This is a genomic window from Nocardia sp. BMG51109, from assembly GCF_000526215.1.
Lineage (GTDB): Bacteria > Actinomycetota > Actinomycetes > Mycobacteriales > Mycobacteriaceae > Nocardia.
In genome coordinates, this window is the sequence record NZ_JAFQ01000004.1 from 1,595,532 (window position 1) to 1,608,932 (window position 13,401).

Annotated in this window: 14 protein-coding genes; 8 read left to right on the top strand and 6 right to left on the bottom strand. The window is 69.0% G+C overall.

What is annotated here, in order from left to right; genetic code table 11:
• Nucleotides 1–60: 60 nt before the first annotated feature.
• Nucleotides 61–1,266, bottom strand: a complete 1,206-nt coding sequence (locus tag D892_RS0108470; RefSeq protein ID WP_051499542.1) for a cytochrome P450 — start codon at nucleotides 1,264–1,266, stop codon at nucleotides 61–63.
• A 212-nt stretch (nucleotides 1,267–1,478) separates the two neighbouring features.
• On the opposite strand from D892_RS0108470, the gene D892_RS0108475 reads away from it, so the two are divergent.
• Nucleotides 1,479–2,642, top strand: a complete 1,164-nt coding sequence (locus D892_RS0108475; RefSeq protein ID WP_024800827.1) for a steroid 3-ketoacyl-CoA thiolase — start codon at nucleotides 1,479–1,481, stop codon at nucleotides 2,640–2,642.
• Nucleotides 2,643–3,002: 360 nt separating this feature from the next.
• Entirely contained in the window at nucleotides 3,003–3,419 is a 417-nt protein-coding gene (locus tag D892_RS0108480; RefSeq protein ID WP_011207048.1) for a helix-turn-helix domain-containing protein, read from the top strand.
• Between the two features lie 314 nt (nucleotides 3,420–3,733).
• Here the strand turns inward: D892_RS0108480 and D892_RS0108485 are convergent, their stop codons facing one another.
• From D892_RS0108485 to D892_RS0108505, 5 genes are all read right to left on the bottom strand, one after another.
• On the bottom strand, nucleotides 3,734–4,759 hold the full coding sequence (locus D892_RS0108485; protein ID WP_024800828.1) for a hypothetical protein: 1,026 nt from the start codon (nucleotides 4,757–4,759) through the stop codon (nucleotides 3,734–3,736).
• A 205-nt stretch (nucleotides 4,760–4,964) separates the two neighbouring features.
• Nucleotides 4,965–5,480, bottom strand: a complete 516-nt coding sequence (locus D892_RS0108490) for an ImmA/IrrE family metallo-endopeptidase (protein ID WP_036566831.1) — start codon at nucleotides 5,478–5,480, stop codon at nucleotides 4,965–4,967.
• 13 nt (nucleotides 5,481–5,493) lie between these two features.
• On the bottom strand, nucleotides 5,494–6,498 hold the full coding sequence (locus D892_RS43540) for a hypothetical protein (protein WP_024800830.1): 1,005 nt from the start codon (nucleotides 6,496–6,498) through the stop codon (nucleotides 5,494–5,496).
• Between the two features lie 682 nt (nucleotides 6,499–7,180).
• A complete protein-coding gene (locus D892_RS0108500; protein ID WP_024800831.1) occupies nucleotides 7,181–8,095 on the bottom strand; it encodes an SDR family oxidoreductase in 915 nt (304 codons plus the stop codon).
• Nucleotides 8,096–8,159: 64 nt separating this feature from the next.
• A complete protein-coding gene (locus tag D892_RS0108505) occupies nucleotides 8,160–8,966 on the bottom strand; it encodes an SDR family oxidoreductase (RefSeq protein WP_369801741.1) in 807 nt (268 codons plus the stop codon).
• 50 nt (nucleotides 8,967–9,016) lie between these two features.
• On the opposite strand from D892_RS0108505, the gene D892_RS0108510 reads away from it, so the two are divergent.
• The 6 genes from D892_RS0108510 to D892_RS0108535 all read left to right on the top strand — a co-directional run bounded on the left by D892_RS0108510 (nucleotide 9,017) and on the right by D892_RS0108535 (nucleotide 13,328).
• Complete coding sequence (locus tag D892_RS0108510) at nucleotides 9,017–9,781, top strand: enoyl-CoA hydratase family protein (protein WP_024800833.1); 765 nt, start codon at nucleotides 9,017–9,019, stop codon at nucleotides 9,779–9,781.
• On the top strand, nucleotides 9,781–10,662 hold the full coding sequence (locus D892_RS0108515; RefSeq protein ID WP_024800834.1) for a CoA transferase subunit A: 882 nt from the start codon (nucleotides 9,781–9,783) through the stop codon (nucleotides 10,660–10,662). Before D892_RS0108510 ends, D892_RS0108515 begins: the two co-directional genes overlap by 1 nt.
• Entirely contained in the window at nucleotides 10,659–10,793 is a 135-nt protein-coding gene (locus tag D892_RS49140; protein WP_255360212.1) for a hypothetical protein, read from the top strand. The genes D892_RS0108515 and D892_RS49140 overlap by 4 nt, the downstream gene beginning before the upstream one ends.
• Nucleotides 10,790–11,545, top strand: a complete 756-nt coding sequence (locus tag D892_RS0108525; protein ID WP_024800835.1) for a CoA-transferase subunit beta — start codon at nucleotides 10,790–10,792, stop codon at nucleotides 11,543–11,545. Before D892_RS49140 ends, D892_RS0108525 begins: the two co-directional genes overlap by 4 nt.
• 70 nt (nucleotides 11,546–11,615) lie before the next feature.
• Entirely contained in the window at nucleotides 11,616–12,710 is a 1,095-nt protein-coding gene (locus D892_RS0108530; protein WP_024800836.1) for a nitronate monooxygenase family protein, read from the top strand.
• A 225-nt stretch (nucleotides 12,711–12,935) separates the two neighbouring features.
• A complete protein-coding gene (locus tag D892_RS0108535) occupies nucleotides 12,936–13,328 on the top strand; it encodes a DUF4189 domain-containing protein (protein ID WP_024800837.1) in 393 nt (130 codons plus the stop codon).
• Nucleotides 13,329–13,401 lie beyond the last annotated feature (73 nt).

A 13,401-nucleotide genomic window follows, 5' to 3' on the forward strand; every position in this document is an offset into this window, starting at 1 on the left:
GGGACCGAGAAAGGGGCGGACACCCAATGGGTGTCCGCCCCTCCGACGTAAGGCGCCCAGTCAGTGCGCCACCGGGCAGCCCGATCCCTTGTAGTCCACCTGGAACTCCTTGATGCCGTTCAGCCAGCCGGACCGCAGCCGCTGCGGGTCGCCCAGCTTGGAGATGTCGGGCAGGTGGTCCGCGATGGCGTTGAAGATCAGGTCGATCTCCAGCCGGGCCAGGTTGGCGCCGATACAGAAGTGCGCGCCCGTACCGCCGAAGGCCAGGTGCGGGTTGGGATCACGGGTGATGTCGAAGGTGTACGGGTCGTCGAAGACCTCCTCGTCGAAGTTCGCCGAGCGGTACACCAGCAGCACGCGCTGCCCCTTCTCGATCCGCACGCCACCGAGTTCGGTGTCCTCGAGCGCGGTGCGCTGGAACGTGCTCACCGGGGTGCCCCAGCGGATGATCTCCTCGGCGGCGGTCTTGGGCCGCTCGGCCTTGAAAAGCTCCCACTGATCGGGATTGTCGAGGAAGGCGACCATGCCGTGCGAGATCGCGTTGCGGGTGGTCTCGTTGCCGGCCACGGCCAGCAGGATCACGAAGAACCCGAACTCCTCGGAGGTCAGCATCTCCCCGTCGACGTCGGCATGCAGCAGCTCGGTCACGATGTCGTCGGCGGGGGACGCCTTCCGCGCCTCGGCCATCTGCCAGGCATAGCCCAGGATCTCGGTGGATGCGGCGAGGGGATCGACATCGGCGTACTCGGGATCGTCGTATCCGGTCATCTCGTTGGACCACTGGAAGACCTTCATCCGGTCCTCCTGCGGGATGCCGATCAGCTCGGCGATCGCCTGCAGCGGCAGCTCGCACGCCACCTGCGTGACGAAATCTCCCGAGCCGGCCTCGGCGGCCGCCGCCACGATGGATTCGGCCCGGGACGACAGCTCCTCGCGCAGCCCGTTGATCGCGCGCGGGGTGAAGCCCTTGGAGATCAGCTTGCGCATCCGGGTGTGCTGCGGCGCGTCCTGGTTGAGCAGGACGAACCGCTGCAACTCGATCTGCTCGCGCTTGATGTCGTCGTTGAATCGCGGAAGAGCGGTGTTCTCGAAGTTCGAGAACACATCACTGCGCCGCGACACCTCCTTGACATCGGCATGCTTGGTGACGACCCAGAATCCGTCGTCCGGGAAGCCGCCGACGGCGGGCGACTTCGGGTTCCACCAGATGGGAGCGGTGCGGCGTAGCTCGGCCAGTTCTTCCACCGGTACCCGCTGGGACCACATCTCCGGGTCCGTGACGTCGAAATTCTCCGGAATGTTCGGCCGCGCCGCCGCACTGGTGTCAACCACCGGCTGTCTCCTCCAACTGACTGGAACAGGTTCTACCAACATTGAAGCACACGAGGTACAAATACATGAAGACCCAGCAAAGAAGCCGATGATTCGCATTGGATTCATCGGAGAACTTGTTTCATTTTCTGTCCGAAAGGAACGACATGGGCACACCCGTCATCGTCGAGGCCGCACGCACCCCGATCGGCAAACGCGGCGGCTGGCTGGCCGGCCTGCACGCCGCGGAGGTGCTCGGTGCCGCCCAGCGTGGCGTGGTCGACCGCGCACATCTGGATCCCGCCCTGGTGGAGCAGGTCATCGGCGGCTGCGTCATGCAGGTCGGCGAGCAGGGCAACAACGTCACCCGCACCGCGTGGCTGCATGCCGGCCTGCCCTGGCAAACGGGCGCGACCACCATCGACTCCCAGTGCGGTTCCGCCCAGCAGGCCAACCATCTGATCGCCGGGCTGATCGCCACCGGCGCCATCGACGTCGGCCTGGCCTGCGGCGTGGAGTCGATGAGCCACGTGCCGCTGGGCGCCAACGTCGGCGAGAACGCCGGGCCGCGACGGCCCGCGAGCTGGGACATCGATATGCCCAACCAGTTCGAGGCGGCCGAGCGAATCGCCAAGCGCCGCGGCATCACCCGCGAGGACATCGATGAATTCGGCGTCCGCTCACAGCGACTGGCCGCCCAGGCCTGGGCCGAGGGCCGCTTCGAGCGCGAGGTGCTCACCGTCACCGCGCCGCAAGTGGACAAGGAGGGCACCCTCACCGGCGAGAAACTCGACGTGAACCGCGATCAGGGCCTGCGCGACACCAACCGCGCGGGGCTGGCCGAGCTGAAGCCGGTGCTGGCGGGCGGTATTCACACCGCGGGCACGTCGTCGCAGGTCTCCGACGGTGCGGCCGCGGTGCTGCTGATGGACGAACAGGCCGCCGCCCGTGCGGGTTTGCGGCCGCGCGCCCGGATCGTCACCCAGGCGCTGGTCGGCGCGGAGCCCGAGTTCCACCTGGACGGACCGGTGCAGGCGACCGCACGGCTGCTGGAGCGATCCGGCATGAGCATGTCGGATATCGACGTGTTCGAGATCAACGAGGCGTTCGCCTCGGTGCCGCTGTCCTGGGCCTCGGTGCACCGCCCGGACATAGACCGGGTCAATGTCAACGGCGGGGCGATCGCGCTCGGACATCCGGTCGGCAGCACGGGTTCGCGACTGATCACGACGGCGCTGCACGAGCTGGAACGATCCGACAAGTCGGTTGCCATGGTCCTCATGTGCGCCGGTGGCGCACTTGCGACAGGCACGATCATCGAGCGGTTGTAGGCACAATCGGGATCGCCCGTCGCAGTTGAACGTTCATCCGCAGGACAGCTGAACGTGGCGTACGCCACACAAAACTCGGTACAGAAAAGCGGATGAGACGTCAGCTATCTTGTGGTTACCGTAGGCCCGTCGGGCAAGACCTTCGCGACGGGCCAGAACCCCCCTCCACCAGCGGTTCCCAACTACCGTTGCGGTGGCCCGCAAACGCCCCGGCCATACCCGGTTACGGAACCAGGCCCCTGGAAGCTTCAAGGAAATCGCGAATCAGGCGTAGGTTTTCAGTTACTCAGCCGCTAATATCAATGATACGTATCCGAGATAACGACTGTTAGTACAGCGAAGGGAATTGGGCGGCTCACAATGGCTGATTTCGCGGCGCGGCTGAACAAGCTGTTCGAAACCGTGCATCCCCCGGGGCGTAAGCCGCACACCAACGCCGAGGTGGCGGCTGCGCTGACGGCCTCAGGCCATCCGATCTCGAAACCGTATCTCTCGCAGTTGCGGTCGGGACAGCGGACCAATCCGTCCGACGAGACGGTGGCCGCGTTGGCGAAGTTCTTCAAGGTCAAACCGGACTACTTCTTCAACGACATCTACGCCGCCAAGATCGACCACGATCTGGAGCTACTGTCCCAGCTGCAAGGCTACGGACTGCGGCGGTTGTCGAGTAGAGCGTTCGACCTCTCCGAAGAATCGCAGAACCTCCTGACCTCGATGGCCGAGAAACTGCGGGCGAGCGAGGGTCTGCCCGAGATCCCGCCGGACGGCACGGAATAGCAAGTCCCACAGGGCGACACAGTGCGGCGCACGGAACCGCACTGTGTTTGTTTTGCGGCTCGGGACCGAAGCGGTGACGCTTCGGCCCTAGTCGTGTCCGCTTCTTCCTCGGTTGTGTGAGGGGGCCCATTTCCTGCTGCCGCGCGCACGGCGCCGTGCGTTGCGCGCAGGACGGCTTGCCCGAGCGCGTTGTATGTTCTGTGATCCACGCCGCCAGACCGATCGGTCCGGCGAATACCCGGCGTCTGTGATTCGCCCCGCCGGTGTGGCCGTGGCGGACCCCGCCGGTATGGCCGCAGCGGACTCAGCGTAATTCAGCCGCGCTGGGATGCGGCGGACCGCGGCTCGGGCGGGTAAGCCTCGAAGGCTCGGGCGATGGCCTGCACCCAGCCTCGTGGGCTCAGCCCCTCCGGCGGTGCGATCCACCGTGCGTCGATCACCACGTCGCCGAGCGGGTTACGCGCCCACCGCGCGACGAGATCGGCCCGCTCCGTGATGGAACCCGTCGGCCGGCCCGCGTCCACCAGTTCGATGCCGCCACCGGACAGCAGATACAGCGCGTCCATGATCTGCGCCACCTGGTCGGAGGCCTTGAGCTGGGTGGTGGACCCGGTCTGGTCCTTCGCCACCACCTCCGGGAAACGGCCGGTCATGGTGCGATGCAGCGGCCGAATCTGGCGCAGCAGCAAGCGGGCTCGCGCCCACAGCTCGATCACGATCCACACCGCCCCGACCGCGACCAGCAGGCTCGCGACCTGCCAGGCCGGCCAGAACCAACCGGCGTGGCCGGGCCCCGCGGGCGGGTAGTCCATGGCCAGGCGCCGGATGGACAGCACCGACAGCACGCCGACCAGAATGGTGCCCGCGGTGTAGAGGGCGATGCCGCGGCCCAGTGCCGTCCAGTCCAGATTGCGCAGGCCCGTGATCGCGATGAACAGACAACCCAGCAGCGTCACCGCCCAGCCGAACAGGGTCGACCAGGCGAGGGTGACGGCGATCGAGACCACACCCGCGGCATAGATGAATGCGGCGATCTGGCGCAGGTTGGTGCGCGACACGATCGGCCAGGCGGCCGCGGCCACCACCGAGGTCGCCACGGTGAACAGCAGCCAGGCCGCCACGTGCAGCCGATCGGCGAACATCTGCCCGCGAATTCCGTTGGGCAGCAGGTGGTCCAGAGCCACGGCAACCTCGGGAATGGTCACCGTGGCCGCCGCCGCGACGGCCGCCACCGCGACCACGATCGCGACCCGGGCCGTCGTCGCCGGCTTCACCAGCACGCGCCCGACGCGCGCACCGGCGGCCATCCACACCAGCAGAGCGGTGAGCCAGAACGTCATGCTGCGTACTCCCCTGCCTCGATCGTGCCGGCCATACCGTGTCCGTCGCCCATGCCGCACCCGTCTCCGGGACGACCGAGGGGCCCTCCGTGGTTACGCACGCCGCCTCCTGCGGGCCCTGACTCGGTCATGCCGCGACCGTTTTCGGGATGACCGAGGGGCCCTCCGTGGTTACGCACGCTGCCTCCTGCGGGCCCTGACTCGGTCATCCCAGTGCCTCGTCGAATCGCAGGACCGAGACGCCGGCGCCTCGGTTGTGGAATACGCGCAGCCGGGTCATCAGCATGCTGGCGAAGGTCTCGGCCTCCCATTCGCACTGCTCGTCCTCGCCGTCGTCGACGACCTGCTGATGCGCCCGCTGGCTGAGCATGTAGGCGATCAGGTCGTCGCTCGCCTCCATCGTGACCTCCGGCGCCGGTGCGCCGGGGTGGTCGAAGACGATGTGCCCCAGTTCGTGGGCCAGAGTGTGCTCGCGCGTGGGCAGCGACGGCGCCAACACGATCACGTCCTTCTCCGGGAAGATGCGCCGCTGTCCGCAGACGCCCGGGCCCAACTCGCCGCTGGCGCCGATCTCGATCGGGCGGCGGCGCTCCGCCGAGACGGCCTGTACGACCTCGTCGAGGGTGGTGGCGTCGTAGTCGGCCGCCACCGCGCAGACCGCGTCGACAGCCGCCGCGACCCGGCGGTAGGAGCGGCCACTCTGTATGCGACTTTCCGTCATCGGTCACCCCTCATCAGAAGAATTGCGCGCGAGCGGCGTCGATGCGGGCCTGGGCGGCCGAAGCGCTCTGGAAGCTCACCGCACCGGAGCCGGCCGCGGCCAGCGCCATCGCCGCCAGGCCGCCGACCACGCTCAGCACCTTGATGGGCGGGAGCAGATCGGAGTCGGAGGTCGGGCGCACGGCCTGGTTCGGCTGCGCCTGGGCCACCGGAGGCGGCGGCTGTGGGGCCGGGGGCGGGGGCGGCGCGGGGGCTGCGGGGGCGGCCGGGGGCGCGGCCGCGGGAATCGGCGGGGGGACCACCGCGGGAAGCGCCGGGACCGGCGGCACGGGGACCGGCGGGATCGCGAGCGGCGGTGCGGGCACCGCCGGCGGGGGCGGCACCGGAACCGGCTGCAGGAGCAGCAAGAGCAGCAGCGGCGAAAGCACCGCCGCGGAACCGACGGCGGCCGAACCCACCGCGGCGGAACCTGTTGCGGCGGAACCGAGTCCGGCCGATCCGGTGGCGGCGGAACCGGTGCCCAGCAGAGCCGCCAGCGCCGAACCGGACCCCACGGCGGCCGAACCGGTCGCCGCCGAACCCGTACCCAGCAGCGCGGCCAGCGCCGAACCGGACCCGACCGCGGCCGAACCGGTCGCGGCGGAACCCGTACCGAGCAGCGCGGCCAACGCGGAGCCGGTGGCCGAGCCCGTACCCAGGAGCGCGGCGCCCGCCGCGGAGCCGGTGCCGGCGAGGGGCGGGCCGACGACCGAACCGGTACCCGCCAGCGCCGAACCGGTGCCGGCCGCGGCGGAACCGGTCGCCGCCGAGCCGGTGGCGCCGGCCGCGGAACCCGCGCCGAGTGCGGCCGAACCGGTACCCGCGGCCGCGGAACCCACTGCGGCAGAGCCGGTTCCACCGACCGCCGCGGAACCCGTACCGGCGGCGGCCGAACCCGCGCCCAGGATTCCGGCCGATCCGGTGCCGAGGATGGCGGGCAATCCGAGCAGGCCGGCATCGATCCGACCGGCGTCCTGCACCGGAGCGGAGCCGGGGTCGGTCGATGAGGTCCGGTTCTCCGAAGGTGCCGACCCCGGAGCCTGATTGTGCGGGGACACTGCGCCCGAGCCTTCACCCTGTGCAGGCACCGCGCCCGAACCCTGATTCTGCGGAGGCACCGAATCGGTCGATCGGCCCGGAATCGTGAGGGGGACGCCGTCCGAACTCCCGGAATCCGGCGGCGCGCAGTGCGGGCAGGGGTCACCCGGCTGGGCCTGCGCAGCGAGTGGGCCGAGCACGCCGGAGCCGCCGACTATCCCGGCTACCACCACTACGCGCGCTATGCGACCAACGGCCATGCGCTTGCCTTCCCCTCATCTTTCAGCGCAGATCTGCACCCGGTCGCGATCTCATCCCGGATTACAACGGATTTTGATCATCATAACTGCCGGGTGTTTGCTCACGCAGGCGGATGGTGTGACCTGTTTCACCGCATTGCGCACAGTTGAATCGACGGTTCTCGGCGGATCGGCGAGGAACCCCGGACGCTCCTGTGCACCGGCGGACGGCGTATGCACTGGTCCGACCGAGGTTCGGATCAGTGCGCACGTCGGCTACTCGCACAACGTCATTCGATGCCGGCCGCGGGCCGGATCGCTGCCGCGGGGAAGGTGCGGCGAGTCGCGCGATCCGGCCTTGGCGTGTCGAGTAGGGGGTAAGGAATCAGGCGCCGTAGACGGGCTCCGGCGGCGTCGCCTCGGCAATCAGCTCGCGCACCGCCGAACCGAGCTCCGCGGGAGCCCAGCGGGCGCCGCGGTCGACCGGTACGCCGTGCCGCCAGCCGTCGGCCAGGGCCACCTTGCCGCCCTCCACCTCGAACACGCGCCCGGTCACCCCGGCGGAATCCGGGCTGCCCAGCCAGACCACCAGCGGAGAGATGTTCTCCGGGGCCATGGCGTCGAACCCGCCCTCCGGCTTGGCCATCATGTCGGCGAAGACGGTCTCGGTCATTCGGGTGCGGGCGCTGGGGGCGATGGCGTTCACGGTGATCCCGTAGCGGCCGAACTCCGCGGCGGCCGTGATCGTGAGCGCGGCGATGCCCGCCTTGGCGGCGCCGTAGTTGCCCTGACCGACGCTGCCCTGCAGGCCGGCGCCGGATGTGGTGTTGACGATGCGCGCGTCGACGGCCCGTCCGGCCTTCGATTCCCCGCGCCAGTACTCGGCGGCGTGCCGCATGGTCGCGAAGTGCCCCTTGAGGTGCACCCGGACGACCGCGTCCCACTCCTGTTCGGACAGGTTGACCAGCATCCGGTCGCGGACGATGCCGGCGTTGTTGACCAGCGCGTCCAGCCGGCCGAAGGTCTCCACGGCCTGGTCGACCAGGCGCTTGGCGCCCGCCCAGTCGGCGACGTCGTCACCGTTCACGACGGCCTTGCCGCCGAGTTCCAGGATCTCCTCCACGACCTGGGCGGCCGGGGAGTCCTCGCTGCGGGTGCCGTCGAGTTCGGCGCCCAGATCGTTGACCACCACGTTGGCCCCCGCCGCGGCGAAGGCCAGCGCGTGCGCCCGGCCGATGCCGCCGCCCGCTCCGGTCACGATGACTGTGCGCCCGGCGCAGATCCCCTCGTTGTCCGCCATGTTCTCCGCTCTCGTTTCCGTTGTGCTGTCGTGCGATTGGTCCGCTGCTGCCCTGTCCGCTCCGCTACCTCGACTCCGAGGCACCCGCGGACGACGGCTCGTTGGCGGTCGCGGCCGCCAGGAATGCGGGGCGCTCGCCGCCGCCGTGCACCAGCAGCGAGGTGCCGCTGACGTAGCCGGCGAGCGGGGAGGCGAGGAAGGCGGCCACTCCGCCGATGTCCTCGGGGGTGGCCATGCGCTGCATCGGGATGGTGGTCTCCACCGCGGCGACCCCGGCCTCGTCGCCGTAGTGCAGGTGACTGGATTCGGTGTGCACCATGCCGACGATCACCGAATTGACCCGGACCTTCGGCGCCCACTCCACCGCCAGCGACTGCACCAGGCTGTCCAGGCCGGCCTTGGCGGCGCCGTAGGCGGCGGTCCCCGGCGAGGGCCGGTGGCCGCTCACGCTGGAGATCATCACGACCGAGCCGCCGCCGGGCTGATCCTGCATCACGGCATTGGCCGCCTGAGAAATCGCCAGCGGGGCAAGAAGATTCAGCTCGATGATCTTCGAGTGGAACTTGCGGCCGGCGTCCGCCGCGAGGGCGAACGGGGAACCACCGGCATTGTTCACCACGTGGTCGATCCGGCCGTGCCGCTCGACGATCGTCTCGATCAGCGCCGGCACCGCATCGCCGTCGCGCACATCGCACGGGACGAATTCGGCCGTGCGGCCGGAACTGGTGACCGGGGCGTCGGCGGGGCGGCGCGCGCAGGTCACCACGGTTGCGCCGGCATCCAGGAACACCCGGCTGATACCGGCGCCCACGCCGCGCACGCCGCCGGTGACCAGGACGACCGCTCCGGAGAGATCCACTTCGATTGCCACCGTGATAACCTACCAAGCACTTGCTTGCTTTGCCAACGAATGGACATGCGATGGGGATCAACCGTCACACCGAGACCTCGGGAGTCGAGGTCGTCACGATCGACTACCCACCGGTCAACGCCCTGCCCACGGCCGGCTGGTTCGCCGTGGCCGACGCGGTCCGCGCGGCCGGGCGCGATCCCGAGACCAAGGTGGTGGTGCTGCGCGCGGAGGGCCGCGGATTCAACGCGGGCGTGGATATCAAGGAGATCCAGAACAATCCGGGCCACCAGGCGCTGATCGACGCCAATCACGGGTGCTACGAGGCGTTCGGGGCGGTCTACGAGTGCCAGGTGCCGGTGATCGCAGCGGTCGGCGGGTTCTGCCTGGGCGGCGGCATCGGGCTGGTGGGCAATGCCGACGTCATCGTCGCCTCCGACGACGCGACCTTCGGGCTGCCCGAGGTGGAGCGGGGCGCCCTGGGCGCGGCCACCCACCTCGCGCGGCTGGTGCCGCAGCACATGATGCGCACGCTGTTCTATACCGCTGGCACGGTCACCGCGCAGCAGCTGCATCACTTCGGGTCGGTGCACAAGGTGGTGCCGCGCGCCGAATTGGATTCGGCGGCGCTGGAAGTCGCGAAGAACATCGCGAACAAGGACGGCCGGGTCATCCGCGCCGCCAAGCGCGCGCTGAACGGCATCGACGTGCAGGACGTGCATCGCAGCTACCGGTTCGAGCAGGGCTTCACCTTCGAGCTGAACCTGGCCGGGGTGTCGGACGAGATCCGCGCGCGGTTCGACGAGGACCTGGCCGCGAAACGAGGTGGGAAGTAATGCGCGACAAGCGAATCGGGCTCGACGAGGCCGTCGGCGAGCTGCGCAGCGGCATGACGATCGGGCTCGGCGGGTGGGGTTCCCGGCGCAAGCCGATGGCGTTCGTGCGGGCGCTGCTGCGGTCGGATGTCACCGATCTGACCGTCGTCACCTACGGCGGTCCGGACCTGGGGCTGCTGTGCTCGGCGGGCAAGGTGCGCAAGGTCTACTACGGGTTCGTATCGCTGGATTCGGCGCCGTTCTACGATCCGTGGTTCGCCAAGGCCCGCACCGGCGGCGAGATCGTGGCCCGCGAGATGGACGAGGGCATGGTGAAGTGCGGGCTGCAGGCCGCCGCGGCCCGGCTGCCGTTCCTGCCGATCCGGGCCGGCCTCGGGTCGGACGTGCTGAACTTCTGGGACGGTGAGCTGCAGACCGTGCGGTCCCCGTATCCGGATGCCGACGGCCGCATCGAAACCCTCGTCGCCATGCCCGCGCTGACGCTGGACGCCTCCTTCGTCCACCTGGACCTGGGTGACAAGCACGGCAACGCCGCCTACACCGGTGTGGACCCGTACATGGACGACCTGTTCTGCCTGGCCGCCGAGCGCCGCTACGTATCGGTGGATCGACTGGTGGACACCGAGGAATTGGTGAAAGCCGTTCCGCAGCAGGCGATCATCCTCAACCGCATGATGGCCGACGGCGTCGTCGAGAGCCCCGGCGGTGCGCATTTCACGCTGTCGGGCAGCTACGGCCGGGACGAGAAGTTCCAGCGGCACTACGTCGAGGCGGCCAAGGAGCCCGACACCTGGGCGGGGTTCAAGGCCCGTTATCTGGACGGCACCGAGGACGAATACCAGGCCGCCGTCCGGGAATTCGCCGCGGAGCAGGACACATGAGTGACACGACGAGCGCCGACGACCGCTGGACCGACCGGGCCGCCACCCGGATGCGGGTGTCGTTCACCGGATCCGGCGTCATGACCTTCACCTTCCACCAGGCACCCGTGCAGAGCGAGGAACGCCCATGACCGACACCACCACCGCGACGCGCGCCGAGGTGTGCGCCGTCGCCTGCGCCGAGATCTTCCGCGGGGCGGGCGAAATCATGGCCAGCCCGATGTCGCCGATCCCGACCATCGGGGCCCGGCTGGCCCGGCTGACCTTCGAGCCCGACCTGCTGCTGTCCGACGGCGAGGCCGTGCTGCTGGCGGAGACTCCCCCGCTGGGCGGGAAAGCCCCTGCGGAGGGCTGGGTTCCGTTCGGCAAGGTGTTCGACGTGGTGGCGTCCGGTCGGCGGCACGTCGTCATGGGCGCCAACCAGATCGACCGGTTCGGCAATCAGAACCTGTCGGCGTTCGGGCCGCTGCAGCACCCGACCCGGCAGATGTTCGGCGTGCGCGGGGCGCCCGGTAATACGATCAACCACCCCACCAGCTACTTCGTCCCCCGGCACAGCAAGCGGGTGTTCTGCGAGCAGGTCGACATCGTCTCCGGAATCGGTTACGACAAAGTCGATCCCGCGAATCCGGCGTTCCGCTTCCATCATCTGCACCGGGTTGTCAGCAATCTGGGTGTGTTCGACTTCGGCGGGCCAGACCACACGCTCCAGGCACTGTCGCTGCATCCCGGGGTGACGCCGGACGAGGTGGCCGAGAACACCTCGTTCGAGGTGGCCGGGCTGGAGACCGCCGAGACCACCCGGTGGCCGACCGAGGAGGAATTGCGAATCATCCGAAACGTGCTGGACTCCAAGGGGTTGCGCGACAAGGAGGTCCGATGATCCGTCGCGCCACCGAAGCCGCATCGCCCGGGCGTCCGGGGCACGCTGTGCCGATACCGGAGGCCCGGCCATGAGTGCGCGCATTCGGACCGCGCTCACCGACCTCGTCGGCATCGACCATCCGGTGGTGCAGACCGGGATGGGCTGGGTGGCCGGGCCGCGGCTGGTGGCGGCCACCGCCAATGCGGGCGGGCTGGGCATCCTGGCCTCCGCGACGATGACCTTCGAGGAGCTCGAGGCGGCCGTCGCGAAGACCAAGGCGCACACCGACAAACCGTTCGGCGTGAACATCCGCGCCGACGCCACCGATGCGCCGGAACGGATCGACCTGCTGATCCGGGAGAACGTCCGGGTCGCCTCGTTCGCGCTCGCGCCCAAGAAGGAACTCATCGCGAAGCTGAAAGACGCCGGTGTCGTGGTGATTCCGTCGATCGGCGCGGCCAAGCACGCGGTGAAGGTGGCGTCGTGGGGGGCCGACGCGGTGATCGTGCAGGGCGGCGAGGGTGGTGGGCACACCGGCCCCGTCGCCACGACGCTGCTGCTGCCGTCGGTTCTCGATGCCGTGGATATTCCCGTTGTTGCGGCGGGCGGATTCTTCGACGGGCGCGGACTTGCCGCCGCACTGTCCTATGGCGCAGCGGGTGTGGCGATGGGCACGCGGTTCCTGCTCACCCAGGAGAGCACGGTGCCGGAGGCGGTGAAGCGGGAGTATTTGCAGCGCGGGCTGCAGGACACCACCGTGTCGCTGAAGGTGGACGGCATGCCGCACCGGGTTCTCAACACGGAACTGGTTGAACGCCTGGAACATTCGGGCCGCTGGCGCGGATTCACGGCGGCGGCGGCCAACGCGGCCAAGTTCAAGAGCATGACCGGAATGAAATGGTCCACCATCGTCCGCGACGGCCTGGCCATGCGGAAGACCAAGAGCCTCACCTGGTCCCAGGTGATCATGGCCGCCAACACCCCGATGCTGCTGAAGGCCGGTCTGGTCGAGGGCAACACCCACGCCGGCGTCCTGGCCTCCGGTCAGGTCACCGGCATCATCGAGGACCTGCCCACGGTCCAGGAACTCGTCGACCGCATAGTCGACGACGCGGCCGCGCGGATCGACGCACTCGCCGCGCTGCGCCACAAGGCTGGAGAACCCTCCAGCCCCACTGTGTGACCGATCCCCTCCGGTCACACCGAAGGACCGCCCCGTCCCCCTCTCGCTCCGGGGCGGTCCTTCCTACGTTCGAGGGCTTGCACCAGCGCGACCGGCCAGGAACCAGCTGCGCCGATCTTCGGCTTTATGGTTCTCGCAAGGATTCTCACGGCTGACGGCCCCATGCTTCCCCGTGTTCGTCTCCGCGCCCGCGGGCGAACACCACTCGAAGCAACGGGGGAACTCATGAACAAGACCATTTCTGTCGTCGTCGCCGCGACCGGGGCGCTATTCCTCGCCGCACCCGCACATGCCGACACGAACCCGCTGTGGGCCGCTCTCTCGGTATCCAAATCGACGGGACAGGTCGGCAAGGCATGGAACTACCGTTCCGAAGACGACGCCCACGACGCCGCCGACGAGTCCTGCGGTGTCGCCGATTGCGCGGTGATGATCGACACCGAGGGAGACAGGTACGACCGCTGCATAGCCGTCGCCCAGGTTCCCCATGGCAAGTGGGGATCCCAGTACGCATCGGATCGCGACTCGGCGGAATCCTTCGCGAAAGGCGCCACCCTCGACCGGGAACACGCGGTCGTCCGGGGCAGCGTGTGCCAGAAGCAGCAGCGGGACTACTGAGATACCCGGCCGGATACGACGAGGATGGGCTCGCATTCGGATCCAGCCGCCCGCAGCGGAGACCGCAGCCCAC